The sequence below is a fragment of the Pseudooceanicola sp. DL12 genome (genome assembly GCF_056270665.1).
This window is the reverse complement of the sequence record NZ_CM149884.1, coordinates 3785368-3810000: the sequence shown is the minus strand read 5'-3', so window position 1 is coordinate 3810000 and position 24633 is coordinate 3785368. Positions and strand designations below refer to the sequence as shown.

Below are 24633 nucleotides of genomic sequence, written 5' to 3'. Positions count from 1 at the left end.
GTCAAGTACACTAACCCGAGCAACTACGGTTGCTCATAGTCTGGACGACAGTCCAGGCGGGAAATGTATGACTTTTGATCCGGAACAGAGCATCAGCAGACGAACCAGCCTGCACATACAATGATGCGCGACAGACGTTGTTCTGTCTTCTTCTGGATCAGATCAAGCGCGAGAAGGGCGTTTGGTGGATGCCTTGGCAGTAAGAGGCGATGAAGGACGTGATACTCTGCGATAAGCTAGGGGGAGCCGAGAATAGGCTTTGATCCCTGGATCTCCGAATGGGGCAACCCACCTGACAGTTTGATATAATAGCCTTCGGGCCGTTTATATCTGGCTGAACCAGGTACTTCATACCTGAATATATAGGGTTTGAAGAGCAAACCCGGGGAACTGAAACATCTAAGTACCCGGAGGAAAGGAAATCAATTGATACTCCCCTAGTAGCGGCGAGCGAACGGGGACCAGCCGAGCCTTGAGTGTGAATAGAATGGTCTGGAAAGGCCAACCATAGTGGGTGACAGTCCCGTATATGAAGCATGACAGGACGTATTAAGTAGGGCGGGACACGTGAAATCCTGTCTGAAGATCGGGGGACCACCCTCGAAGGCTAAGTACTCCTTACTGACCGATAGCGAACCAGTACCGTGAGGGAAAGGTGAAAAGCACCCCGACGAGGGGAGTGAAACAGTACCTGAAACCGAACGCCTACAATCAGTTGGAGGGCCCTTGCGGCCTGACAGCGTACCTTTTGTATAATGGGTCATCGACTTGGTCTCACGAGCAAGCTTAAGCCGATAGGTGTAGGCGCAGCGAAAGCGAGTCTTAATAGGGCGTCGAGTTCGTGGGATCAGACCCGAAACCGAGTGATCTAGGCATGACCAGGATGAAGGTAAGGTAACACTTACTGGAGGTCCGAACCCACACCTGTTGAAAAAGGTCGGGATGAGTTGTGCCTAGGGGTGAAAGGCCAATCAAACTCGGAGATAGCTGGTTCTCCGCGAAATCTATTTAGGTAGAGCGTCATCCGAATACCCCGGGGGGTAGAGCACTGGATGGGTAATGGGGCCCCACAGGCTTACTGATCCTAACCAAACTCCGAATACCCGGGAGTACTAGATGGCAGACACACTGCGGATGCTAACGTCCGTAGTGGAGAGGGAAACAACCCTGACCTCCAGCTAAGGCCCCCAATTCATGGCTAAGTGGGAAAGCAGGTGGGATGTCCAAAACAACCAGGAGGTTGGCTTAGAAGCAGCCATCCTTTAAAGATAGCGTAACAGCTCACTGGTCTAATCAAGACGTCCTGCGGCGAAGATGTAACGGGGCTCAAGCCATGAGCCGAAGCTGAGGATATGCATAGCATATGGTAGCGGAGCGTAGTGTGACATAGCTCCATGCGTCCTTACCTTCTTCGGAAGGATTGGACGCAAGGAGCTTTCTGTGAAGCCGGGGCGTGAGCCATCCGGTGGAGAGATCACTAGCGAGAATGATGACATGAGTAGCGACAAAGAGTGTGAGAGACACTCTCGCCGAAAGTCCAAGGGTTCCTGCTTAAAGCTAATCTGAGCAGGGTAAGCCGACCCCTAAGGCGAGGCCGAAAGGCGTAGTCGATGGGAATCAGGTTAATATTCCTGAGCCAGTAGGACGTGACGGATCTCGAAGGTTGTTCACCCTTATCGGATTGGGTGGGCCGCTTAGAGGTTCCTGGAAATAGCCCTACATGAGATCGTACCCTAAACCGACACAGGTGGACTGGTAGAGAATACCAAGGCGCTTGAGAGAACGATGTTGAAGGAACTCGGCAAAATACCTCCGTAAGTTCGCGAGAAGGAGGCCCGGTTCCAAGGCAACTTGGAGCCGGGGGCACAAACCAGGGGGTGGCGACTGTTTACTAAAAACACAGGGCTCTGCGAAGTCGCAAGACGACGTATAGGGTCTGACGCCTGCCCGGTGCCTGAAGGTTAAAAGGAGGGGTGCAAGCTCCGAATTGAAGCCCAGGTAAACGGCGGCCGTAACTATAACGGTCCTAAGGTAGCGAAATTCCTTGTCGGGTAAGTTCCGACCTGCACGAATGGCGTAACGACTTCCCCGCTGTCTCCAACATCGACTCAGCGAAATTGAATTGCCTGTCAAGATGCAGGCTTCCCGCGGTTAGACGGAAAGACCCCGTGCACCTTTACTACAGCTTCACACTGGCATTAGGCCGAACATGTGCAGGATAGGTGGTAGACTTCGAAGCAGGGACGCCAGTTCCTGTGGAGTCTCCCTTGAGATACCACCCTTGTTCTGCTTGATGTCTAACCGCGCACCGTTATCCGGTGCCGGGACCCTGTGTGGCGGGTAGTTTGACTGGGGCGGTCGCCTCCTAAAGCGTAACGGAGGCGCGCGAAGGTTGGCTCAGAGCGGTCGGAAATCGCTCGTTGAGTGCAATGGCAGAAGCCAGCCTGACTGCGAGACTGACAAGTCGAGCAGAGTCGAAAGACGGCCATAGTGATCCGGTGGTCCCGAGTGGAAGGGCCATCGCTCAACGGATAAAAGGTACGCCGGGGATAACAGGCTGATACTGCCCAAGAGTCCATATCGACGGCAGTGTTTGGCACCTCGATGTCGGCTCATCTCATCCTGGGGCTGGAGCAGGTCCCAAGGGTACGGCTGTTCGCCGTTTAAAGAGGTACGTGAGCTGGGTTTAGAACGTCGTGAGACAGTTCGGTCCCTATCTGCCGTGGGTGTAGGATACTTGAGAGGAGTTGCCCCTAGTACGAGAGGACCGGGGTGAACGAACCACTGGTGGACCAGTTGTCGTGCCAACGGCAGTGCTGGGTAGCTATGTTCGGACAGGATAACCGCTGAAGGCATCTAAGCGGGAAGCCCCCCTCAAAACAAGGTATCCCTGAGGGCCGTGGTAGACCACCACGTCGATAGGCCGGAGATGTAAGTGCAGCAATGCATTCAGTTGACCGGTACTAATGGCCCGATAGGCTTGATTTGATCCAGTAGTAGACAGAAATCTCCTACCAAATCAAAAGCATACACACATAACAGTGTATCAACTAAATCATGGACAACATGATCGGTATCTCTCGTCGGATTTTTACTCGGTCTGGTGGTCATAGCACGAGCAAAACACCTGGTCCCATCCCGAACCCAGCCGTTAAGTGCCGTCGCGCTGATGGTACTGCGTCTCAAGACGTGGGAGAGTAAGTCGCCGCCAGACCTAGTAAAAATCCGACAACGATGACAAATAATAAAAACCCCGCAGCCAAATTGGTCGCGGGGTTTTTTGTTGTCTGCAAATCGCCAAAACACACGACACGACACGCCCGAAACCGACCAGGCCGCCCCTGGATGTGCAGTTTTGCAACCCTCTGATATCACCGGAAACCAACGTCGGTATCACGTCGGTATTGCGGCGGTATAACGTCGGTCCGAACCCAGATACAGCATCAACGCACAGACCCGGCATAAACGCACAGACATAACAAGTCTCCGCACACCGCCAGCGCCCATAAGCCGACGCCACCCTTCCCCCGGCCCCGAAAAAGCGAAACTCCGGATCCCGCAAATCTGCCCGCACCCAGCGAGAAGGCCACGCGGAAAGATCCCAGGCAGTCCCGGAGAGCCGGGACGAGGTCCTCTGCGCGGGCATTCACCAGCCGTGAGGGAAGAACCGGGATCAGAGCGGTACACGCCAATGGCCAAGGAGCCGGCGCGCGCCGTCGAGAATGGCGCGCTCCGGCCGATCCGAGGCGGGGGCGCCAGATCGGCGTGACGTCGGCTTGACGGGGAGAGCATCGGCCTCCTTGCGCTCTGACGGTGTGCTCCCTGCCTGAAAACGGGGAGCGGCCGTCGCCGTGTGGCCCGCGCACCGGAGCCAGGGGGCCAAGGAGCATTGCCGCAGGGCCGCAGAAGGGTGTTTCAGTTTCGGGAGTGAAGGGCAGGGGGCTGGATCCGATCCTCGGGCGGGTCCCCCGCGGCGAAGATGGCATCGAAATGTCGGCAGTTGCCCGCGCCCCGCTGCATCTCGGCGTGAGACGGCCGTGCACGGAGAGGCACCCGACCGGCGGGCGGCATCCCCGCCGGTCAGGTGAAGGCCGCGTTCCTTTGGGGGCGAGCACGGCTGTTCCTGTGCATGAGCGCAGAAGGGCGGGACTCGGGCCTTTTCCTGAAGGGCGGGGGACGCACGCTCTGCCAATTCGCGCGGCCAAGGGAGGCAAACCGCGACCGAGTCTCGGTGGAATCGGGACGTTGACCCCGAAATTTCGGACCGCAAGAGACGTTTCAAAGAAAAATCACGAAAAAATTTTTTGTCGATGGGCCGAATTTCGGCCCGTATCCCGTTGTTTCATGGCCTTGGTGCATGCTTTGTAGCGCCAATTTTCCTGAGGTTTTGGGCGAAAAACGGCCTGCTGTCCCAGACAATTGTTTTTCAAGAGGTCACTTATTGTGCAAATTTGCGCTTTGGGATGTTCATCTTGGACCATTTTCACCGGCGGCCCGGAGGCCTAAATCACACTCAACGCTGATGAACGAAATCGTTCAGTTCACTTCTATAGCGCGTAAAAATGGAGACTAAGTTATGAATACCGTTAGCAAAATCCTCGCCGCCACCGCAGCTGCAACCGTTCTGCCCCTGGCCGCATTCGCATCCATCGACGATACGAACAACCCCTATGCCGCAAGCGGCAACGCAGCCATCACCGCCGCACCGGCCAACAACGTCAACCTGACCCGTACCGAGCTGAACGCACCGGCCACCGGCACGCTGACCAACTCCGACCTGACCGGCGCACTGGTCGTCAGCCAGGACCGTCAGCTGGTTGGCTCGATCGTCTCGGTCTTTGAAGGCGCCAACGGCGACCTGGTGGCTTCGGTCGCACCGGCCAGCCGCATCCAGACTTCGGCTAACCGCACGCTGATCCCCGTGTCCGACGTGACCACCGACGGCACCGTGCAGCTGAACGCCGATTTCGACGACGTCCGTTCGGCCCTGATCAACGAATACGGCTATGCGCCGCAAGACTGATCGGGAGTATCTCCTGCAGGCCTGACCCAGAACGGCCGGTGGTCCCACCGGTCCTTCTCTCCCCCAAGCTGGCCGCGGAGATCAGACGAAGAAAAGGGTGTGGCTCTGCCACACCCTTTTTTCATGTCTGCAGGGTATCCCGGCAGGGATTGACGGCTCAGGGCCGCGGGGAATGGGACCGTCGCGACTTGCCCCCGGGACGGCAAGCGCCTAACCCCGGAGGACATGAAGACGAAGACCTGAGCCCATGCTGACGACCCTGATCCTTGTGGCCATCCTGATGGCCGGTGCGCTGTTGCTGATGCCCCGCTTGCGCAACAGGCCGGTCTGGCGCGCGAGGATCACGCCGCTGGCCTCGATCATCGGCTCGGGGTTCCTGGTGCTCGGCCCGATCCTGGCGCATGGCTACGGGGCCTGGGCGCCGCTGGTCATGGGGCTGCTCTGCGCCGGGGCCTGGGCCTTTGGCGCGGCGATCCGGGCCAATATCACGCGCCTCGGCGACCAGGCAGAGGTGCGCTCGGGCGCCGAGAGCCTCTCGGCGGCGGTGTTGGCCGGGGCCTATGTGATCTCGGTTGCCTATTACCTCAATCTTTTCGGCTCCTTCGCGGTGGAGATCTCGCCCTGGAAGAGCCATTTCGCGGCCCGCTGCGTGACCACCCTGGTCTTTGCGCTGGTGCTGGTGCTGGGCTATGGTCGGGGCTTCAGCATGCTGGAACGGGCCGAGTACCTCTCGGTGACGCTGAAACTGTCGATCATCACGGGGCTGCTGCTGGGGCTGGTGCATTTCTTTGCCGGCGCCGCGGGGCAGGGCGCGCTGTTCCTGCCCGCGGGCGCCGAGAGCGGATGGGGCGCGGTGACGCTGGGCTTCGGGCTGCTGGTGACGGTCCAGGGCTTCGAGACCTCGCGCTATCTCGGCAATTCCTATGACGCGGCGGTGCGGGTGCGGTCGATGCGGCTGGCGCAGCTGATCGCCACGGCGATCTACATGATCTACGTGGTGCTGCTGGTCTATGCGCATCACGTCCCGGAGGGGGCGCTGAGCGAGACCGCGATCATCGACATGATGCGGGATGTCTCGCCGATCCTGCCGGCCCTGCTGATCCTGGCGGCGCTGGCGGCACAGTTCAGCGCCGCGGTGGCCGATACCGGGGGCGCCGGCGGGCTGCTCGAGGAGCTGACGCGGCGGCGGATCTCGGCACGGCAGGGCTATGCGGCGCTCTGCGGGATCGGCCTTGCCCTGACCTGGACCTCGGATGTCTTCGAGATCATCTCCTATGCCTCGCGGGCCTTCGCGCTCTACTACGCGGTACAGGCGGGAATCGCCTGCCGGCATGGGCAGGGCGCGGCGCGGATCGGCTGGGGGGCGCTGGCACTGCTGGGCCTGGCGATCCTCCTCTTCGGGCAGCCGGTCGAGGGCTGACGGGGGCGCCGCGGCGCGGTTCGTTTCGCCGGTGTCACAGGTGGGCCCCGTCGCGGGGAGGGATCGAACCTCGTGCTTTTCCTGTGCCGGACCCCAACATATAGTCGGCAGGCACAGGCAGAGCGGGCCGAAGAGGGGCGAACGTGGCGCATATCATCGTTGTCGGAAACGAAAAGGGCGGGGCCGGGAAATCCACCGTGTCCATGCATGTGGCCACCGCCCTGGCGCGGATGGGGCACCGGGTGACGGGCCTTGATCTGGACCTGCGGCAGCAGAGCTTCGGGCGCTACGTGGCCAACCGGATGGAGACGCTGAAGACCGAGCGGTTGAGCCTGCCCTCTCCGGGGTATGTCGAGCTGCCGGAGATCGCGCCGGAGGATCTGAGGGAGGGCGAGAACCTCTATGACCGCAAGATCTATGACGCGCTGGAGCAGCTGGGGCCGGTCAATGATTTCATCCTGATCGACTGTCCCGGCTCTCATACCCGGCTGAGCCAGGTGGCGCATTCGCTGGCCGATACGCTGATCACGCCGCTGAACGACAGTTTCATCGATTTCGACCTGCTGGCCCATATCGACAGCAGCGGCGAGAAGATCCTGAGCCCCTCGGTCTATTCCGAGATGGTCTGGGCGGCGCGCCAGCTCAGGGCCAAGAACGGCATGAAGCCGATCGACTGGGTGGTGCTGCGCAACCGGCTGGGCTCTCAGGCGATGGTGAACAAGAAGAAGATGGAGAGCGCCATCGAGATGCTGTCGAAGCGGATCGGCTTTCGCGTGGCGCCGGGCTTCAACGAGCGGGTGATCTTTCGCGAGCTGTTTCCGCGCGGGCTGACGCTGCTCGACCTGAAGGACGTGGGCGTGACCAGCCTGAACATGTCGAACATCGCGGCCCGCCAGGAGCTGCGCGACCTGATCAAGACACTGGACCTGCCGGGGGTATCCGTGACTTTCTGAGGCGAAAGGGGCGCAGAGGAGGAGAGCCCATGGACGAGATCGCGAGAACCTATCGCCTGATGGCGCTGAACAATGCCTGGGCCAATGCCACGCTCTATGGCGCCATGGCGCGGATGAGCGATGCGGCGTTCGCCGCCGAGCGGCCGGGGTTCTTTCCCTCGCTGAAGGCGACGATGAACCATATCCACCTGGTCGATCTCTATTACCTGGACGCGCTGGAGGAGGGCGGCCTGGGCCGCAGCCTGAGGGAGCGGCCGGAGGTGGAGAGCGTGGAGGAGCTGGCGCGAAAGCAGGCCCATGCGGATGCGCGGCTGGCGCGGTTCTGTGGCGGCCTCGATGCCCGGATGCTGGCCGGGCCGCGGGTGACCATGCGCGAGGAAGGGCCGGTGACCGAGACCGTGGGGCCGCTTCTGCTGCATCTTTTCCAGCACCAGATCCACCATCGCGGACAGGCCCATGTCCAGCTGCAGGCGGCAGGGATTGCGCCGCCGCAGCTGGATGAATTCTATCTGGAATATGACCGGGCGCCGAGCGCCGCGGCCTATTTCGGCTGACGCCACGCGCGGGAGGGCAGGCCTCCGGCGGGAGTATTTCGGGAAAGATGAAAGGGCGCGGCCGCCTTGAGCGGCCCTGTCGGGGTCAGCGGGTGCCGAGGCGGCGGGCGAGCATGTCGACGAGGCTGGCGAGGGCGAAGAGCACCGCGGCGATGCAGACGATCGTGGGGCCGGTGGGCGTGTCGAAGGAGAAGGAGGCCTGCAACCCGCCGAGCGCCGAGACCGCGCCGATCAGCGCCGCGATCACCGCCATGCGCTCTGGCGTCGAGGCAAAGGGGCGCGCGGCCGCCGCCGGGATGATCAGCAGGGCGGCGATGAGCAGCGAGCCCACCACCTTGATCGCCACGGCCACCACAAGCGCCAGGGCGATGGTCAGCACCATCTGCTCGCGCTTCGGGTCGATGCCGGCGGCATAGGCCACGTCGGGATTGAGCGTGGAGGTGAGCAGCGCCGACCAGCGCCAGCGCATCAGCAGCAGGACCAGCGCCGCGCCGCCCCAGATCACGATCAGGTCCGTCTGTGATACCGCCAGGATGTCGCCGAAGAGATAGGCCATCAGGTCGATCCTGACCCCGGAGAGGAAGGAGACCGCCACCAGGCCGAAGGCGATGGCGGAATGCGCCAGCACGCCGAGGAGCGTATCCATGGCATAGCCGCGGCCGGAGAGGAAGGAGACGGTGGTGGCCATCATCAGGCAGATCACCAGCACCCCGGCAAAGATCGAGATGTCGAAGCTGAGCGCCACGGCCACGCCGAGGATGGCCGCATGGGCGGTGGCATCGCCGAAATAGGCCATGCGGCGCCAGACCACCATGCAGCCGAGAGGGGCCGCCGCCAGGGCCACGCCGAGGCCGGCGAGGGCGGAGCGCACGAGGAAATCATCGAGAAAGCTCATTCGGAGACCCTGCCGTGGTCATGTGTGTCGGCTGTGCCGTCGGGGGTGTGCGGATGGGCATGGTCATGCCCGTGGCCATGATCGTGATCATGGCTGTGGTTGTGTTCGTGCCGGTAGAGGGCGAGCGCGCCGCCGGTGCCGGTGCCGAAGAGGGCGCGGTATTCCGGGGCGCTGGCCACGTGTTCGGGCGCGCCTTCGCAGCAGACATGGCCGTTCAGGCAGACGACGCGGTCGGAGGCGGCCATGACCACGTGCAGCTCGTGGCTGACCATGAGCACGGCACAGCCGATCTCCTGCCGGACCTTCTCTATCTGGCGGTAGAAGGCGGCGGAGCCGGGCTGGTCGAGGCCCTGGGTGGCCTCGTCGAGAATCAGCAGCTCTGGCCGGTGCAGCAGGGCGCGGGCCAGGAGCACGCGCTGGAACTGGCCGCCGGAGAGGCCGGTCATCTGCCGGGCCTCGAGCTGTTCCGAGCCGGCCTGGACCAGGGCGGCGCGGGCCTCGGCATCGGTGATCTTCTTCGGCAGGCTGAGGAAGCGGCGCACGGTGAGCGGCAACGTGGGGTCGATGTGAAGCTTTTGCGGCACGTAGCCGATTCGCAGCCCCTTCTTGCGGGTCAGCGTGCCGCCGGAGATGGACTGGGCGCCGATGATGGTGCGCAGCATCGTGGACTTGCCGGAGCCGTTGGGCCCGACGATGGTCACGATCTCTCGGGGATGCAGCGACAGCGTGACGTGCTGCAAGACATCCTGACCGCCCAGCCGGACGGTGACGTCATCCAGGGTGACGAGGCTCATTTCTCGGTACTTTTTCCGGTGCCCGCATCGCGGCAGTTGGGGCAGAGCCCCTCGGCCTCGACGACGGCGCGTTCGATGTGAAAGCCCAGCTTGGCCGCGGAGCGGCCGAGCATGTCGGTGGCGGGATCGGCCTCGGCCTCGGCGACGGTGTCGCATTTCCGGCAGATCAGGAAGGCGGGCGAATGGTTTTCCCCGGGGTGGGCGCAGGCGATGAAGGCATTCATGCGCTCGATCTTGTGGGCAAAGCCGTTCTTGACCAGGAAATCGAGGGCCCGATAGGCGACAGGCGGCTGCGAGCCCATGCCCTCCTGCCGGAGGGTGTCGAGAATGTCGTAGGCGCCGAGGGCCCGGTGTTCGGCCAGCAGGATCTCGAGCACGCGCCGGCGCACGGGCGTGAACTGCAGCCCCTCGCGGGCGCAGAAGTCGGCAACCGAGGAGACCCCCTGCTCGATGCAGGCGGCGTGATCGTGGCTGTGAAATCCTGTGGTGTCCATCGGCGGCTCCGCGGGTCGGGAATGCCTCTTGATATGTTATATTATTGCCGCTATCAAGCGGCGTAATGTTATACTATCACATACGGAGATCCGCATGATCAGGATGACCCTCGCCACCATGGCCCTGAGCTGCACCACTGCCACCGCCGCGCTGGCCCAGGCACCCGACGTTGCCACCGACATTGCCCCGATCCAGTCGCTGGTCGCGCGGGTGATGGAGGGCGTGGGCACACCGGACGTCATCCTGCCGCCGGGCGCCTCGCCGCACGAACATGCGATGAAACCCTCGGAGGCGCGCGACCTGCAGCAGGCCGACGTGGTCTTCTGGGTGGGCGAGGCGCTGGAGCCCTGGCTCGAGAAGCCGCTCGATTCGCTGGCCGGCAATGCGACGGTGGTCGAGCTGATGGCGGTGCCCGGCACCGAGGTGCTGCAGTTCCGCACCGGGCTGGAGCTGAAGGTGGAGGGCGTCGAGGAGGACGACCAGGACCATGATCACGACCACGACGCGGATCATGACGATCACGAGCATGACGACCATGACCATGATGGCACCGAAGAGGCCCATGGCGGGCACCACCACCACGACGGCGCCGATCCACACATCTGGCTGGATCCGCAGAACGCCATCGTCTGGACCCGCGCGATTGCCGAGACGCTGAGCGCGGCCGATCCGGAGAATGCCGCCACCTATGCGGCCAATGCCGAGGCCGCGGAAGCCGAGCTGCACCAGCTGCAGGAGGGCATCCAGGCCGAGCTGGACGCGGCCGGTGACGTGAGCTTCGTGGTCTTCCACGATGCCTATCATTACTTCGAGAACCGTTTCGGCGTGACGGCCCTGGGCGCGATTTCCGACAGCGATGCCTCGGATCCGAGCGCCGCCCGGATCGCGGGGATCCGCGATCTGGTGCTGGACCGGCACGCGGCCTGCGTCTTCTCCGAGCCGGAATTCAACTCCAACATCGTCGACGCGATCTTTGGCGAGACGGATGTGAAGACCGGGGTCATCGATCCGCTGGGCACGGGCCTGGACAGCGGGGCGACGCTCTATCCCGAGCTGCTGCAGGGGATCGCGGACAAGCTCGCCCAGTGCACCAACGGCTGATACCGCCGGCCGGACGATGGCAGGCAGCAGGGGCCCGGCGGTTGCGCCGGGCCCCTTGCCTTGCTGGCCTTGCCGGGCAGGCCTGTCGCGATCACCGGGGCATCAACTGGCGCTGTCGAGGCGCTTGAGCATCTCGAGGCTGCGGATGCCGTTGGTGATGTCCTTGAGCTCGGTGGGCGCGGGGGGGACGCCGACGGCCGGCGTCGTCTGGGAATGGATCAGGCGCTTGACCAGCTCGGCGTACATGATCAGGTCGTCCGCCTCCTGCAGCAGGCGGCTGGTGTATTCCTCGAAGACCTCGACATTCTGGGTGGAGCGGACGCCCGACCGGACCGCGGTCACGACATTGAGGGCCGGGATGATCACCCGGTCGATCGCGTTGATCGCCAGGTTGTTGACGCGGTCGGTCTGCGGCAGCTGATCCATGGCGTCGGCATATTGCCGGAGCGCCATCAGCGGCTGCCCGGCATAACTGGAGAACCAGAAGCTGGCCTCGTTGCCGCGGGTGACGTTACGGCCGGTGTGCATGCGCAGCCGCGAGAAGGAGGCGCCGGGCAGCTCCAGCGTATAGTCGGAGAGCGAGAGCATCTCGCCGTCGCGGTCCATCTCTGACAGCCGCGTGGAGATCACCTGGGCCAGGGGCGGCACGAAGACCTTTTGCAGCGGAGGCTGGTCCGGGTAGGTGACCTTGTGCAGCACGCCGGTATGGCTGATGTCGATGGAACGGACGTGCCAGCGATCGGTGGTTGCCTGGTAGGACAGATAAGCTGCAAACTTTGAAGTGTCGGTCGATCCGGCCACGGCTCTCTCCATCCCCCGGGAAACTTCACAGAGGCTTGTCTCAAGCGGTTAATACTTCATTAATTCAAGAGGCTAATCAGAGTTAATGCGCAACCTGAGAGGGAATTTCTGGACTGGCGCTTTTGATCAGGTCATGACTATATCAAATATACTAAAGGACAAATTTTACTGAACGCTCCACCTGCGGCCGAGAAGAGCCGTCGAAAAAAATTGTCGGGGAAAGGCCGGGATGGCGGAAAATCAGGATGTGGAAGTGGCAGGCGAGGCGGCGGTACAGGAGCCGGGACCGCTGCGAGTCGTGGGAATCGCGGCCTCGGCCGGCGGGTTGGAGGCGACATCGCTCCTTGTCCAGAACCTTACGATGGCGGTGCATGCCAGCTATGTCATCGCCCAGCACATGTCGCCGACGCACAAGAGCCTGCTGACATCCCTGATCTCGCGGGAAACCAAGCTGCCGGTGGTGGAGCTGCATGACAGCGTCGTGCCGGAGCCCAGCACGATCTATGTCACGCCGCCCAATTCGGACGTGGTGATGCGGGACGGCGCGCTGACCCTGGTGGAGCCCTTTGGCCATCCGGCCACGCCGAAACCCTCGGCGGACCGGTTGTTTCAGAGCCTGGCGGATGAATGCGGCGAGAATGCCGTGGGGATCGTGCTGTCGGGCACTGGCAGCGACGGCAGCTATGGGGTGCAGTCGATCCGCGAGGCGGGCGGCATCACCATTGCCCAGGAGGTGGCCTCGGCCAAGTATGACGGCATGCCGGCCTCGGCCATCGCGACGGGCTGCGTCGATCTGACGCTGACGCCCGAACGCATCGGTCAGCAGTTCGAGCGCATCCTGCGCCAGCCCCGCAATTTCGACGATCTGAAGACCCTGAGCCAGCACCCCACGCGGCTGGCCGATCTGCTTCAGATCCTGCTGGCGCGGACGGGGGTGGATTTTCGCGGCTACAAGGAAAGCACGGTCAACCGCCGCATTGCGCGGCGGATGAATGCCCTGAGCATCGAGACCTATACCGATTACGTGGATTTCTGCCGTACCAGCCAGAAAGAGGTGGATGCCCTCTACAAGGACCTGCTGATCTCGGTCACGCGGTTCTTTCGGGATCCGCGGCAGTTCGATCAGCTGAAGACGCAGGTCGACGCTCTGGCGGAGCGCGACGGCAAGCGGCAGCTGCGGGTCTGGGTGACCGGCTGCGCCACGGGCGAGGAAGCCTATTCCATCGCGATCCTGTTTGCCGAGGCCCTGGGCGGGCCGAAGGCCCTGAAGAAGAGCCAGGTGCAGATATTCGCCACCGACATCGACGACCGCGCGCTCGACGTGGCGCGGCGCGGCGTTTACCCGGTTTCGGCGGCGCAGGACATTCCGAGCCATCTTCTGGCGCGGTATTTCGATATTTCCGGCAACGAGTTGCGGGTGGCGCGCGAGCTTCGGGACGTGACGCTGTTCTCGCGGCACAACATCTTCCAGGATCCGCCCTTCATCAATCTCGACCTGGTCAGCATCCGCAACCTGCTGATCTACTTCGAACCGGCGCTGCAGGAACGGGTGCTCTACCGGATCCACTATGCGCTGGCGCCCGACGGGATGCTGTTCCTGGGTACCTCGGAGACGGTGGGCAGCATGGAGGCCCATTTCGAACAGCGCGCCGGCACCGAGAAGATCTTTGGCAAGCGGCGAACGGCAAGGGTGACCAACTATCGGTTCCCGGAGCTGACGGCGAGCGCCTATCGCCAGGGCAGCCCGGACACGCCCGAGAGCGCGGGCGCCAAGGGCCGGGGGAAAACCTCGGACGTGATGTTCGATTCGCTGGTCAAGGCGGTCGCGCCGCAGGGGTTCATTGCCACCCGGAACGGCGACATCGTGCGTGTGATCGGGGATATCTCTCCCTTTATCGAGATCAGCGAACACGGGCCGTTGGCGATGACCACGCGGCTGCTGCGCAAGCCACTTCGCGACGAGGTGATCAGCCTGATGGCGATCTCCCTGAAATCCTGGCGACACCGGTCGTCGCGCTGGCACGAATTCCAGCTTCCGGATGCCAACCGCGTGCGGTTCCAGTGCTTTCCGATCTCCTCGGCCTCGGGCAGCCAGGACAATTGCCTGATCTCGATCCACACCAAGCAGGAAGATCAGCGGCTGATCGAACGCGAGGGGCTGGACGGCGAGGACCGCGCCTATATCGAGCGCATGGAACAGGACATGCGCTCGACCCAGGAGGCGCTGCAGCAGACGGTGGAAGAGCTGCAGACCACCAACGAGGAGCTGCAGTCGGTCAACGAGGAAATGCAGTCGACCAACGAGGAGCTGCAGGCCACGAACGAGGAGCTGGAGACCTCGAACGAGGAGTTGCAGTCGGCCAACGAGGAGCTGATCACCGTCAACGAGGAGCTGCAGATCAATTCGGCCGAGCTGCAGGCGGTGCTGGCGGACCTGGACGCGATCCTGAAGGACAGCCCCTTTATCGTGCTGGCGGTGGATCCGGCGCTGATGGTGCGGCGGGCCTCGGACCTGGCGCGGCAGTTCTTCGGCATCGACGAGATCCCCTCGACGGGGCTGCACCTGTCGCAGCTGGCCATTCCGGAAGGTTTTCCGAACCTGTCGAAGCCGGCGGCCGAGGTCTTCAACCTGCGGCACCCGAAGGAATTCATGATCGACACGGACAGCGCCAACTACCGGCTGGCGCTGGCGCCCTACAGCGACGCCAAGATGGACCTCTCGGGGCTGACGATAAGCGTGCTGGACCGAGAGATGGCCTCGATCAAGGAGGTCGCCCAGCTGATGGACAACCTGACAGGGCTGCCCCATTGGCGCTACAACATCCAGACAGAGGTGATGACGTGGTCGCCGGGGATCTTTGCCCTGCATGGCATGGACCCCGAAGAGCGGCCGCTGGGCGTGAGCGCCGCGATCGAGGCCTATCATCCCGATGATCGCGAGCTGGTGCAGCGGGCCTTCGAGGAGGCGATCTCCACCGGGCGACCCTTCAGCTTCGAGGCGCGGCTGCAGTTGCCCGGCGGCGGCACCCGGCAGGTGTGCTGCCAGGGATCGGTGCTGAGGGACGGACGCGGAGAGCCGGCCTATGTGATCGGCACCTTCGGTGACGTGAGCGACCAGATCCGCGACCAGATGCTGCTGCGCAATTTCGCTCAGCTCCAGGAGGAGCTGAACCTTGGGTTCTATGCGCTGGACGTGGCCAACGGGCGGCCGTTCTGGTCCGGCAAGCTCTGCGAGATCCTGTCGCTGGCGGGGCAGGGGCCGGAAACGGTGGAAGAGGGGCTTGGCGCGGTGGAGCCGGCCGATCGGGCGGCGCTTGCGTCGCTGCTGACGGGCGGGGCCGATGGCGGGCCCTTCGAGCGCGAGGTGAGCGTCCGGTGGCCCGACGGCAGCATCCGCAAGGTGGCCTGCACCGGGCGCCCGCGGCGTGCCGAGGACGGCACGGTGACCCATGTCTTTGCCAGCTTCCGGGGGCTGGGGCCTGCGTGAGGCAAAAAGAAGCCGCCCGCCTCGCCGTCGCATGGACGGGTCATCGGCGGGCGGCTTCCCCCCTGAAAGGGATCTGCCACGGGGCAGGGAAGGTCGCCTTCAGGCGGCCTTTTTCAGTTGGCGCTTGGCCTTGGGGGTGGTCTCTGCGTCGGCCTCGGTTTCCACGAAGGCGCGGTGCAGCAGGCGGATGGCCTCGTCCTGCTGGTCCTGGCCGATCAGGTACTGCACGTCGACACTGCCGGGCAGGTGCTGCACGGCGAGGGTGCGCACACCGCCTTCGCGCAGGGCGCCCATGCCGCGCTCGGTGACGTCCAGCCCGGCGAGATCGCGGCCGATGACCGAGACAAGCGCCATGCGGTTCATCTTGATCCGCGCATTGGGGAAGGCGGCGTTGAGGTCGCGCTCCACCCGGCGGATCGCCTTGAGCGGCGCATCCAGGTAGTGGGTGATCGTGTTGGCATTGGTCGCCTTGGAGACGATGCGCACCTTGTGGCGCGTCAGCACCTCGAGCACGCCCTGATCATAGCCCTTCACGCCCACCATGTCCTGTTCGAAGACCTCGAGCGCGGTGACACCCAGGCCGGTGACGATCTCGACCGAGGGCACGCTGGCCTCGGCCTCGTCGATCAGCGTGCCGGGGTCGGCAGGTTCGAAGGCATTGGCGACGCGCAGCGGGATGCCTGCCTTGCGCAGGATCTTGGCGGCCTTGGGGTGGATCGCCTCCATCCCCATGTTCGAGAGCTGGTCGGCCACGTCGTAGTTGGTGTGGCCCAGCTTGCGCACCGCATCCTCGCCCACCAGGTTCGGATCGGCGGAGGAGAGGTGGAACTCCTTGTGGATGATCGCCTCTGCGGCGCCGGTATAGGCCGCGATATTGGAGAAGGTGACCTCGGAATAGCCGCGGTCGAATTCCCGCATCAGACCCTCGGTGCATTGCGCATAGCCGGTGACGATGGGCAGCTCGGTCTCGAAATCGACCTGTTTCAGGCCGGCGGCGATACGCGCCTGCAGGTCCAGTTCGCTCTCGTCGCGCCAGCCGCTGAGATCGACGTAGCGGGCGTTGACGCCCGAACGCTGCAGCATCAGCGTGGTGACAAAGGCCGAATGGCTCTCGCCCAGGCCCGAGAGCAGCTCGCGGATGTCCATCATGTGATCCGAGAGGCGGAAGTGCCCGTAGGAGCAGAGCCGCTGGAGGTCGAAGAGGCAGGACCGCGCACCCTCGATCCGCTCGCGCACGAATTCATCGGCGGCAACGATATCGGCGGGGTGGTCCAGAACGGCACCATGGGCATCGCGCATGGCATCGGCCACCTGCGTCAGCGCATCGAGCCAGCCATGGGCGTTGTCATCGTTGGAAAACAGGCCATAGACACCCGGAGTGCCGGATTTCTTGTGTTCGAGCAGCAGGTTGGTGATGCCACCGAAGGCCGAGACGACGAAGACGCGGCCATAGAGATCGGCACCGGTGCGGTCGCCGATCAGCAGCTCGTCGCGCAGCTCGTGCACCTTGGACATCGAGGTGCCGCCGATCTTTTCAACGGTATGGTTCGGAAAGGTCACTGTCTGGTCTCCCGGCGCCTCTCTGGGTTTTACCGGGCTCCTCTGTTTGGTCGGGGGCGGGGGTATCCCGCGGGCGAAGGGCCGGCCTTTCGGCCGGCCGCAATGCCTCAGGCCAGTTCTTTGGCCGGCGCGTAGGAGCCGTCTTCGCGGTGCACCTCGGTGCCGGTGACGGGCGGGTTGAAGCAGCAGGCCATGACGAGTTCCTCGTCGGCGACCAGCGTGTGCTTGTCATGCTCGTTCAGCGCATACATGACGCCGGGCTTGATCTCGTGCGTCTCGCCGGTGGCAAGGTCGGTGATCCGGCCCTTGCCCTGCATGCAATAGACGCTCTCGAAGTGGTTCTTGTAGTGGAACGTGTGCTCCGAACCGGCCTCGAGGAAGGTGATGTGGAAGGAAAAGCCCATGCCGTCGTTGGCCAGCAGCATCCGGACCGAGGTCCACTTGGCATCCGAGGTCACACGGTCTTTTTCGTTTTTCACGATCTCGTTGAAATCACGTACAATCATTGTCTGTTACTCCGCAGCAATCTTCTGGGTTTCGGTCTGGGCGGCGACGGCATTGGCAAGGATCTGCAGACCCTTGCGGAAGGTCGCGGTGGGCGTCGTCAGCGGCGCCAGCACCTTGACCACCTCGTCGTCGGCACCCGATGTCTCGATGATCAGGCCGTTCTCGAAGGCCTCGTGGCAGATGGCGGAAGCCAGCTCTCCCGAGCCGACGTCGACGCCCTGCATCATGCCGCGGCCCTTGAGGCGGGCACCCGGCACCATCTTGGCGATCTCTTCCAGAGCCTCGGTCAGCAGCGCCGATTTCGTGGCGATCTCCTGCTGGAAGCTGTCGTCGCTCCAGAATTTCTCGATCGCGACGCGGGCCGTGACGAAGGCGTGGGTGTTGCCCCGGAAGGTGCCGTTGTGCTCGGCCGGCTTCCAGATGTCGTGCTCCGGCTTTACCAGCAGCGCCGCAAAGGGCAGACCCATGCCGGAGAGGCTCTTGGCCATCGGCACGAGGTCGGGCTGCACGTCCATCTCCTCGAAGGAGAAGAAGGTGCCGGTGCGGCCGATGCCGGCCTGGATGTCGTCGAGGATCAGCAGCGCGCCGTGTTTCTTGGCGAGCCTGGCGATGCCCTCGATCCATTCCTTCGAGGCGGCATTCAGGCCGCCTTCGCCCTGCACGGGTTCCAGCAGGAAGGCTGCCGGCGCGTCGATGCCGGAGCTGGGGTTTCCCAGCATCTGCTCGATGATGGCGAGCGTGTCGACACCTTCGCCGAAGGCACCTTCGTAGGGCATGCGCGTCACGCCATGCAGGTCCATGCCGCCGCCGGCGCGCTTGCCGGCATTGCCGGTCGCGGCCAGGGCACCCATGGTCATGCCGTGGAAGCCGTTGGTGAAGGCGATCACGTTGGTGCGGCCGGTGACCTTGCGGGCCAGTTTCAGCGCCGCCTCGACGGCATTGGTGCCGGTGGGGCCGACCATCATCACCTTGTGATCCATACCGCGCGGCTTGAGGATGTTGTCCTCGAAGCTCTTCAGGAAGGCAGCCTTGGTCTCGGTGTACATGTCGAGGCCATGGGCGATGCCATCGGCGCTGATATGCTCGATCAGCGCGGTCTTCATGTCGGGGTCATTGTGACCGTAGTTCAGCGAGGAGCACCCCGCCAGAAAGTCGATGTAGGTCCGGCCCTCGGCGTCGGTCATTTCCGAGCCGGAGGCGGAGGTGAAGACGGTGTCGAAGCTGCGGCAGTAGCTGCGCGCCTCGGATTCGCGTCGGTCGAATACGGTTTTGTCGGCTGACATGTCAGTCGTCATAACAGGGGTTTCCTTGGGTTTTTTCAGGGGGGGGAGGCGATCAGCGAAGGGCGATCAGGCGGCTTTGCGCACGCCCTCGCGCAGCTGGATCGTGACCATGTGCTCGGTCGCGTGGCGACCGCCGAAATGGTCGGACCGCGTGAAGTGCGGTTCGTGGCTCAGCGCGCCACCAAGGCGCCTGGCGAAGCGGCGGAAGAGCGCCCAGGAGGCCTCGTTGTCCGCCGTGATGGTGGTCTGCATGCGCGTGACCTCTTCCAGGCCGGAGCGATTGACCAGATGCGAGAGCATCTTGCCGCCCAGGCCCATGCCGCGCGCACGCGGAGAGACAGCCACCTGCCAGACGAAGATCGTGGAGGGATCGTCTGGCACCTGGTGCCCCGAGACCCAGCCGATCACGCCCTGCTCGTCATCCTCGGCCACCACGCAGGTGTCCTTGAAATGATCGCATTGCACGAGGTTGCAATACATCGAGTTCTCGTCGAGCGGTTTGCATTCGCGCACGAGCTGCCAGATGGCCTCGCCGTCTTCCGCCACGGGTTTGCGCAGCGTCAGGGTGTTCGGTTTCAATGTTCCACTTCCGTCAAGCATGGGTGTCCTGCACTCTGTTTGCTTCGTCTAACAAAGTAACTGCCAAAGTATTTATTTCAACCCATCAAAGCATAATTTGGCAAAAATTCAGGTTAGGAAGTATAATTCCCCTTGAAAATAAGAAATATAGCCCCTCATATTTAACCTATGCGAAGAGAAAACACTACAAGTAGGCAAACAATTGCCTTTCGCTCTCTGCAATGCGACGATACCGCCGGTTTTGACATGGGACGGATGGGAATGAACCGGACGGATGTGAGTCTGATTGCGCTGCGCAGGATCCTGCGGGCAACCGAGCTGTTCGGAAAGGAGCTGGCGCAGGCCGCGGGCCTGTCGCCGGTGCAGTTCCGCGTGATGCAGCTGGTGGCCGAGAAGGGGATGTCGACACCCAAGGCGATCTCTGTCCAGATGGGCGTGACCCAGGCGACGGTCACCGCGCTGCTGGACAAGCTGGAGCGCCAGGGCATGTTGACGCGCGAGCGCAGCCAGGTGGACCGCCGGCAGATGATCATCGCCGTGACGGACAAGGGCCGGCAGACCCTCGCGGATGCGCCCGACCCTCTGCAGCAGCGCTATGTCCGCAAGTTCGAGGCCCTGCCGGACTGGGAGCAGGCCCAGCTGATCGCCTCGCTCGAGCGCGTCGCGGCGATGCTCGACGCGGATGAGCTGGATGCCTCGCCGGTGCTCGACGTGGGCGATTTCAAGGATCGCCGTCCGGTCTGAGCTGGCCTCGATGTGACCAAACGCCAACGGGCGCCCGGAGAGGCGCCCGTTTTCATGTCTGCCCGGCCGAGGGTCAGTCGATCGGGAAGGAAATCTTGAACTGGATCGTCTCCAGCCCCGGGTTGGTGGAGGAGAGATCGGCGTTCGAGCGGTGGTCGTAGGTGACCCCGTAGCGGATGCCGTTGCGGGCCTCCCAGCCGATCTCGATGCCGGATCGGAACTCCAGCAGGGTGCCGATGTCCGGCCCGTCGCCCTGGGCGTAGAGGCCGGGCATCAGGTAGAGCTGCATGTAGGCCTGGTTGTAATGCCCCGTCCAGGCGGCGCCGGCACCGGCCCAGACGTCGCCGTCAGTGGTGGCGGAAAGACCCATGGTGGGCTGGAAGGGGCCGTACTTGAAGGGGACGTCATATCGGAAGAAGGCCTCCTCCGAGATATGCTCTTCCTGGAACATCACGTTGCCGTAGCTGAGGCCGACACGCGGCTCCATGCGCCGTTCGGCGAGGCAGCCCTCTTCGGGGCAATAGTTCAGGCCCATGTCCGAAAGGCCCGCGACGAGGAAGAGTACTGCTAGGGTGCCGTCCATCATTCTGCTCCTGTTTTTTCGCCTTCCTACAGGAGTTATCCGCGTCTGTCATGGCTCTCTGTACCGCCCGGTGCAGTCTGCCGGGGCTGTGGCCCCACGGACGCCACGGCGATGTGAACGCAAGCCCGGCAAGAGAGGCCCGCGAACGAAAAACGCCGCCCCCGAGGGAGCGGCGCTTCTTTCCGTCCGGAAAGGGCTGATCGGCAGATCAGAAGCCCAGGCCGGCGTACTTGTTCTTGAACTTGGAGACGCGACCGCCGGCATCCATCAGGCGCGACGAACCACCAGTCCATGCGGGGTGCACGGTCGGGTCGATGTCGAGCGACATGGTGTCGCCTTCCTTGCCCCAGGTCGAGCGCATCTTGAGGATCGTGCCATCGGTCATCTTGACGTCGATGAAGTGATAATCGGGGTGGGTATCCGCTTTCATGACGACGCTCCTTACGCTTGCGCTTTGGGTTTGTAGTTGCTGACTTCGGCGATACGTGCGGATTTGCCGCGACGCGAACGCAGGTAGTACAGCTTGGCGCGACGGACACGGCCGCGGCGCACGACTTCGATGGACTCGATGTTGGTCGAGTAGAGCGGGAACACACGTTCCACGCCTTCACCGAAGGAAATCTTGCGAACGGTGAACGAACCGGCAATGCCTGCGCCGTTCTTGCGGCTGATGCAAACGCCTTCGTACATCTGCACACGGGTGCGCGTGCCTTCGGTCACCTTGTAGCCGACGCGAACGGTGTCGCCGGCCTTGAAATCGGGGATGGTTTTCCCCAGCGAAGCGATTTGTTCCGCTTCCAGCTGTGCGATCAGATCCATCGCAATTCTCCATTTTGCCCGCGGTTGCCCCGCGAAGTTGGTTTCCGCCTCAGAACTCCGCGTCTTCATCGGGTCCCGCCCGTGCATCTCGTGGTGCACCGCAGCCCGCCGGAGGATCAGGTCGTCATTCGCTTGCAGGTTTTTCCGCCCGACCCTTGCCGAAGAAGGCGAGGCATGGACAAGAAAAACAAGTCCGGCTGGCCGATTCCGGCCCCGGACGCGCCGCAGATAGCCCATTTCGCCGCGTCGCACAACACCCATTTCCCTTTTACACAAGGGTTTCTGCGGGTCGCAGGGGGCACCGCCGTCCGGCTCTCTCATCTGGCCGGAAATATCCTCGGGGGTGAACGGGCCGCAGGCCCGGAGGGGGCAGATGGCCCCCTTGGCGTGCGCCGGTCGGGCTCAGCTCTCGCCGGCGAGCTGGAAGAGCCGGGCGGCGGCCTGCCAGGGATTGTCGGGCAGGCCGATCTCGGCACCGCGGCCCTCCAGCAGCTCGATCAGCGCCGGTGCGGCCCCCTCGGCCCCCTGCCTGCGCAGGAAGGCGGCAAGGGTGGCGGCGTCGCGCACCTCGGCCACGGCATCGTCGAGCAGGCCGGCGCGGTAGGCGGCCCAGAGATCCGGGCGGCGGGCGCGGGTGATCGCCTCGGACATGGCCCGGCGCCACCTGGCGATATTGCCGTGATGCCCGGACATCAGGATCTCCGGGATCTCGCGGCCCTGCCATTCGGCCGGGCGGGTGTACTGCGGATGCTCCAGCATGCCTTCCGAGAAGCTCTCCTCCTCGATGCTCTCGGCATTGCCGAGAACCCCGGGCAGCAGGCGCACGGTGGCGTCCAGCATGGCCTGGGCCGCGATCTCTCCGCCGGTCATGACGAAATCGCCGAGCGAGACTTCCTGCACGCCGTAATGTTCCAGGACCCGCTCGTCGAGACCTTCGAACCGGCCGCAGATCAGCGTGACACCGTCGGCGCGGGCCAGGTTGCGGGCCATCTGCTGGTCGAAACGGCGGCCGCGCGGCGAGAGGTAGATCAGCGGGGCATTGCCCCGGCTGTCGGTCAGCGCCTGGTCGATCGCCGCGCCCATCACGTCGGGGCGCAGCACCATGCCGGCGCCGCCACCGGCGGGGGTGTCATCGACGTTGCGGTGCCTGCCGATGCCATGTTCGCGCAGGTCGATGGTGGAGAGCTGCCAGAGCCCGTCCTTCAGCGCCTTGCCGGTCAGGCTCTCGCCCAGGATGCCGGGAAAGGCTTGGGGCAGGAGGGTGATCACCTGGGCCGCCCAGACCCCGGCCAGCCGTTCCGGCCCGTCCATCAGCGAGCGCGGTTTCGCGCTCAGCGTGATGCTCTTGCGTCCGTGTGATTTCAAAGCCATCGCATGTCCTTCCTGCGTCCTGGAACCGACGCTCAGGCGTCGCCGGGACCGGCGGCGGTTTTGCCCTGTCGCGCGGCGCTGATCAACGCCTGTTTGCGCTCGGTCAGCTCTTCCGGGGCCAGATCGGAGCGATTGAGCGCCAGGAGCCGGGCCTGGACGTCCTCCGGCAGGGAGCGGTTGGCCCGGGGCACGGGGCCGACCTTGCGGCGCAAGGTCCAGGGCACAGCCGCGAACCGCAGCAGCGGCGACAACGGGCCGTGGGCCATGATCGTGGTGCGCTCCAACGGGCGGACATGGACGCGGGCTCCGGGCACCGCCGGAGCCACGCGGCCGGCAATGGCGGCAAGGTTGGCGTGGGGCGCCTGCCAGACGCGGTAGCTCTCGTAATCCTCGGTGATGCGGGTGACGCGCAGGTGCTGGTTGTAGCAGCTGCGCATCCAGGGCTTGGCCGCGCGGGTGGAGAAATAGAGCACCGTGTCGATCGGCCGGTCCCAGGCCTCGCGGGCGGTGTCGACCATGGCGCGCATGAGCGCGCCCACGGCGGGATAGCCGAGGCGCTGATGCCGGCCGGGGATCAGCCCGGCGAGATCCTCGCAGGAGACCAAAAGCGGGCGCGGATCTGCGGGATCGAGGCTCTCGAAGAGGCGCGCCACCTCGTAGGCGAAGAGCGTCAGCTCGAGCGCGCCGGGAGCAAAGGCATAGTCGCGCGCGGTGCGGCAGACATCGGGCATGTCGTCCTTGATCAGAACCCGCAGGGCCGGCGCGAGGGCCTCGCGGCCCTGGTCCAGCATCTTCTGCACCGAGGAAGTGCCGGTCTTGTGGAAGCCCGCGTGGATGATCAGCCGCGGCGCCATGTCAGCGGCGCGTCATCTCAGAACAGGCCTTCGGGCGGATCGGCGACGATGCGCCCGGCTTCGATGTCGACGGTGGGCACGGCCTCGCGGGTGAAGGGCAGCAGCACCGTGGCCGACCCGCCGGGCACAATGATTTCCAGCAGGTCGCCGGCGCCGTGGTCCATCACCGCCTTGACGCGGCCGAGCTCGGTGCCGCCGGTATCGACCACGGTCAGGCCGATCAGGTCGGCATGGTAGAACTCGTCGTCGGGAAGGGCAGGCAGGCGGTCGCGCGGCGCATAGAGGCGCAGGCCCTTGATGGCGTCGGCCTCCTCCTTGGTCTCGATCCCGCCGAGGCGGGCGGCGAAGCCGTTCTTGATGGCCCGGGTCAGGGTGATGGAAAAGCTCCGCGTGCCGCTCTCGTCGGTCAGCGGGGAATAATCGGCAATCGCCTCGGGATCGGCGCAGAAGCTCTTGAGTCGCACCTCGCCACGCACGCCGAAGGCGCCGGCCACGGCACCCACACAGACATTTTCCGTCACTCTGGCTTTGTCGTTCACCTGGGTCACTTCCCTCGAAAAGGGCCTGAAAGAAGGCCTGGATTGCGGGCCGTGCCTGTGGCTTGGCCCCGTTGCGAAACGGCCCCCCGCACCGGATATGGTGCGGGGGGCCAGATCATCTTACTCGTCGCAGAGCACATCGGCCAGCAGCGCGGCCTGCCCGATGCATTCCTGCCGTTGCCGTTCATGCTGATAGGCCATGCCCGCGATGAAGGCTACGGCCAGCAGCAGGATCAGCCGGAACGGACGAAAGAGCATTCGGCGCGACCTT

Annotated in this window: 21 protein-coding genes, 2 rRNA genes and 1 pseudogene; 9 read left to right on the top strand and 15 right to left on the bottom strand. The window is 63.8% G+C overall.

The features are described 5' to 3' along the window. Positions 1 to 160: 160 nt before the first annotated feature. The 6 genes from AC0WR5_RS17865 (at position 161) to AC0WR5_RS17840 (ending at position 7950) form a co-directional block, all read left to right on the top strand. Positions 161 to 2988: ribosomal RNA gene (locus tag AC0WR5_RS17865) — 23S ribosomal RNA — on the top strand. A gap of 111 nt (positions 2989 to 3099) precedes the next feature. After that, positions 3100 to 3214, top strand: a 5S ribosomal RNA gene (rrf, locus tag AC0WR5_RS17860). A 1362-nt stretch (positions 3215 to 4576) separates the two neighbouring features. Beyond that, entirely contained in the window at positions 4577 to 5023 is a 447-nt protein-coding gene (locus AC0WR5_RS17855) for a hypothetical protein (RefSeq protein ID WP_475865160.1), read from the top strand. A 247-nt stretch (positions 5024 to 5270) separates the two neighbouring features. Next, positions 5271 to 6443, top strand: a complete 1173-nt coding sequence (locus AC0WR5_RS17850) for an APC family permease (protein WP_475865159.1) — start codon at positions 5271 to 5273, stop codon at positions 6441 to 6443. A gap of 143 nt (positions 6444 to 6586) precedes the next feature. After that, complete coding sequence (locus AC0WR5_RS17845) at positions 6587 to 7396, top strand: division plane positioning ATPase MipZ (RefSeq protein ID WP_475865158.1); 810 nt, start codon at positions 6587 to 6589, stop codon at positions 7394 to 7396. A 29-nt stretch (positions 7397 to 7425) separates the two neighbouring features. Next, positions 7426 to 7950, top strand: coding sequence for a DinB family protein (locus AC0WR5_RS17840; RefSeq protein ID WP_475865157.1), 525 nt, complete (start codon positions 7426 to 7428; stop codon positions 7948 to 7950). An 85-nt stretch (positions 7951 to 8035) separates the two neighbouring features. Here the strand turns inward: AC0WR5_RS17840 and AC0WR5_RS17835 are convergent, their stop codons facing one another. Genes AC0WR5_RS17835 through AC0WR5_RS17825 form a run of 3 tightly spaced genes read right to left on the bottom strand, consistent with a single transcriptional unit; the run spans position 8036 to position 10133 of the window. Continuing rightward, entirely contained in the window at positions 8036 to 8845 is an 810-nt protein-coding gene (locus AC0WR5_RS17835; protein WP_475865156.1) for a metal ABC transporter permease, read from the bottom strand. Further along, positions 8842 to 9639: an ATP-binding cassette domain-containing protein gene (locus tag AC0WR5_RS17830; protein ID WP_475865155.1), complete on the bottom strand. Its 798-nt coding sequence runs from the start codon at positions 9637 to 9639 to the stop codon at positions 8842 to 8844. Before AC0WR5_RS17830 ends, AC0WR5_RS17835 begins: the two co-directional genes overlap by 4 nt. Beyond that, entirely contained in the window at positions 9636 to 10133 is a 498-nt protein-coding gene (locus AC0WR5_RS17825) for a transcriptional repressor (RefSeq protein WP_475865154.1), read from the bottom strand. Before AC0WR5_RS17825 ends, AC0WR5_RS17830 begins: the two co-directional genes overlap by 4 nt. Positions 10134 to 10227: 94 nt before the next feature. Here AC0WR5_RS17825 and AC0WR5_RS17820 point away from each other — a divergent pair, with 94 nt between their 5' ends. Beyond that, the gene (locus AC0WR5_RS17820; RefSeq protein WP_475865153.1) at positions 10228 to 11235 is read left to right on the top strand and encodes a zinc ABC transporter substrate-binding protein; all 1008 of its coding nucleotides are present in this window, start codon (positions 10228 to 10230) and stop codon (positions 11233 to 11235) included. 102 nt (positions 11236 to 11337) lie between these two features. On the opposite strand, the gene AC0WR5_RS17815 is transcribed toward AC0WR5_RS17820, so the two are convergent. Next, entirely contained in the window at positions 11338 to 12036 is a 699-nt protein-coding gene (locus tag AC0WR5_RS17815) for a hypothetical protein (RefSeq protein WP_475865152.1), read from the bottom strand. Positions 12037 to 12265: 229 nt separating this feature from the next. Between AC0WR5_RS17815 and AC0WR5_RS17810 the strand changes: the two genes are divergently transcribed. Continuing rightward, positions 12266 to 15523: a chemotaxis protein CheB gene (locus AC0WR5_RS17810; protein ID WP_475865151.1), complete on the top strand. Its 3258-nt coding sequence runs from the start codon at positions 12266 to 12268 to the stop codon at positions 15521 to 15523. 99 nt (positions 15524 to 15622) lie between these two features. Here the strand turns inward: AC0WR5_RS17810 and AC0WR5_RS17805 are convergent, their stop codons facing one another. The 4 genes from AC0WR5_RS17805 to ectA all read right to left on the bottom strand — a co-directional run bounded on the left by AC0WR5_RS17805 (position 15623) and on the right by ectA (position 19473). After that, complete coding sequence (locus AC0WR5_RS17805) at positions 15623 to 17083, bottom strand: aspartate kinase (protein ID WP_475865150.1); 1461 nt, start codon at positions 17081 to 17083, stop codon at positions 15623 to 15625. Between the two features lie 107 nt (positions 17084 to 17190). Further along, on the bottom strand, positions 17191 to 17589 hold the full coding sequence (locus AC0WR5_RS17800; RefSeq protein ID WP_475865149.1) for an ectoine synthase: 399 nt from the start codon (positions 17587 to 17589) through the stop codon (positions 17191 to 17193). Positions 17590 to 17595: 6 nt separating this feature from the next. Continuing rightward, a complete protein-coding gene (ectB, locus tag AC0WR5_RS17795; RefSeq protein ID WP_475865148.1) occupies positions 17596 to 18873 on the bottom strand; it encodes a diaminobutyrate--2-oxoglutarate transaminase in 1278 nt (425 codons plus the stop codon). Between the two features lie 66 nt (positions 18874 to 18939). After that, entirely contained in the window at positions 18940 to 19473 is a 534-nt protein-coding gene (gene ectA, locus AC0WR5_RS17790; protein WP_475865147.1) for a diaminobutyrate acetyltransferase, read from the bottom strand. Positions 19474 to 19713: 240 nt separating this feature from the next. Between ectA and AC0WR5_RS17785 the strand changes: the two genes are divergently transcribed. Further along, the gene (locus AC0WR5_RS17785; RefSeq protein ID WP_475865146.1) at positions 19714 to 20196 is read left to right on the top strand and encodes a MarR family winged helix-turn-helix transcriptional regulator; all 483 of its coding nucleotides are present in this window, start codon (positions 19714 to 19716) and stop codon (positions 20194 to 20196) included. A gap of 73 nt (positions 20197 to 20269) precedes the next feature. Here AC0WR5_RS17785 and AC0WR5_RS17780 read toward each other — a convergent pair whose 3' ends face one another. From AC0WR5_RS17780 to AC0WR5_RS17750, 7 genes and pseudogenes are all read right to left on the bottom strand, one after another. Then, positions 20270 to 20782: an acyloxyacyl hydrolase gene (locus tag AC0WR5_RS17780; RefSeq protein ID WP_475865145.1), complete on the bottom strand. Its 513-nt coding sequence runs from the start codon at positions 20780 to 20782 to the stop codon at positions 20270 to 20272. A 205-nt stretch (positions 20783 to 20987) separates the two neighbouring features. Then, a complete protein-coding gene (rpmE, locus tag AC0WR5_RS17775) occupies positions 20988 to 21209 on the bottom strand; it encodes a 50S ribosomal protein L31 (protein WP_475865144.1) in 222 nt (73 codons plus the stop codon). Between the two features lie 11 nt (positions 21210 to 21220). Further along, positions 21221 to 21598, bottom strand: coding sequence for a 50S ribosomal protein L19 (rplS, locus tag AC0WR5_RS17770; RefSeq protein WP_475865143.1), 378 nt, complete (start codon positions 21596 to 21598; stop codon positions 21221 to 21223). A 594-nt stretch (positions 21599 to 22192) separates the two neighbouring features. Then, positions 22193 to 22969 (bottom strand): annotated as a pseudogene (gene trmD / locus AC0WR5_RS17765) (tRNA (guanosine(37)-N1)-methyltransferase TrmD); the annotation flags it as partial. 32 nt (positions 22970 to 23001) lie between these two features. After that, on the bottom strand, positions 23002 to 23823 hold the full coding sequence (locus AC0WR5_RS17760) for a hypothetical protein (RefSeq protein ID WP_475865142.1): 822 nt from the start codon (positions 23821 to 23823) through the stop codon (positions 23002 to 23004). 17 nt (positions 23824 to 23840) lie between these two features. Further along, the gene (gene rimM, locus AC0WR5_RS17755) at positions 23841 to 24344 is read right to left on the bottom strand and encodes a ribosome maturation factor RimM (RefSeq protein WP_475869059.1); all 504 of its coding nucleotides are present in this window, start codon (positions 24342 to 24344) and stop codon (positions 23841 to 23843) included. A 138-nt stretch (positions 24345 to 24482) separates the two neighbouring features. Beyond that, positions 24483 to 24620 (bottom strand): hypothetical protein, encoded by a 138-nt coding sequence (locus tag AC0WR5_RS17750; protein ID WP_475865141.1) that lies wholly within the window; start codon positions 24618 to 24620, stop codon positions 24483 to 24485. Positions 24621 to 24633 lie beyond the last annotated feature (13 nt).

Excerpts from the sequence above, each read along its gene's own strand:
- ectB (WP_475865148.1), bottom strand. The coding sequence starts at position 18,873 with ATGTCAGCCGACAAAACCGTATTCGACCGACGCGAATCCGAGGCGCGC.
- AC0WR5_RS17840 (WP_475865157.1), top strand. The coding sequence starts at position 7,426 with ATGGACGAGATCGCGAGAACCTATCGCCTGATGGCGCTGAACAATGCC.
- AC0WR5_RS17835 (WP_475865156.1), bottom strand. The coding sequence starts at position 8,845 with ATGAGCTTTCTCGATGATTTCCTCGTGCGCTCCGCCCTCGCCGGCCTC.
- AC0WR5_RS17850 (WP_475865159.1), top strand. The coding sequence starts at position 5,271 with ATGCTGACGACCCTGATCCTTGTGGCCATCCTGATGGCCGGTGCGCTG.
- AC0WR5_RS17800 (WP_475865149.1), bottom strand. The coding sequence starts at position 17,589 with ATGATTGTACGTGATTTCAACGAGATCGTGAAAAACGAAAAAGACCGT.
- AC0WR5_RS17810 (WP_475865151.1), top strand. The coding sequence starts at position 12,266 with ATGGCGGAAAATCAGGATGTGGAAGTGGCAGGCGAGGCGGCGGTACAG.
- AC0WR5_RS17855 (WP_475865160.1), top strand. The coding sequence starts at position 4,577 with ATGAATACCGTTAGCAAAATCCTCGCCGCCACCGCAGCTGCAACCGTT.
- AC0WR5_RS17830 (WP_475865155.1), bottom strand. The coding sequence starts at position 9,639 with ATGAGCCTCGTCACCCTGGATGACGTCACCGTCCGGCTGGGCGGTCAG.
- ectA (WP_475865147.1), bottom strand. The coding sequence starts at position 19,473 with ATGCTTGACGGAAGTGGAACATTGAAACCGAACACCCTGACGCTGCGC.
- AC0WR5_RS17825 (WP_475865154.1), bottom strand. The coding sequence starts at position 10,133 with ATGGACACCACAGGATTTCACAGCCACGATCACGCCGCCTGCATCGAG.
- AC0WR5_RS17785 (WP_475865146.1), top strand. The coding sequence starts at position 19,714 with ATGAACCGGACGGATGTGAGTCTGATTGCGCTGCGCAGGATCCTGCGG.
- rpmE (WP_475865144.1), bottom strand. The coding sequence starts at position 21,209 with ATGAAAGCGGATACCCACCCCGATTATCACTTCATCGACGTCAAGATG.
- AC0WR5_RS17780 (WP_475865145.1), bottom strand. The coding sequence starts at position 20,782 with ATGATGGACGGCACCCTAGCAGTACTCTTCCTCGTCGCGGGCCTTTCG.
- AC0WR5_RS17750 (WP_475865141.1), bottom strand. The coding sequence starts at position 24,620 with ATGCTCTTTCGTCCGTTCCGGCTGATCCTGCTGCTGGCCGTAGCCTTC.
- rplS (WP_475865143.1), bottom strand. The coding sequence starts at position 21,598 with ATGGATCTGATCGCACAGCTGGAAGCGGAACAAATCGCTTCGCTGGGG.
- AC0WR5_RS17820 (WP_475865153.1), top strand. The coding sequence starts at position 10,228 with ATGATCAGGATGACCCTCGCCACCATGGCCCTGAGCTGCACCACTGCC.
- AC0WR5_RS17760 (WP_475865142.1), bottom strand. The coding sequence starts at position 23,823 with ATGGCGCCGCGGCTGATCATCCACGCGGGCTTCCACAAGACCGGCACT.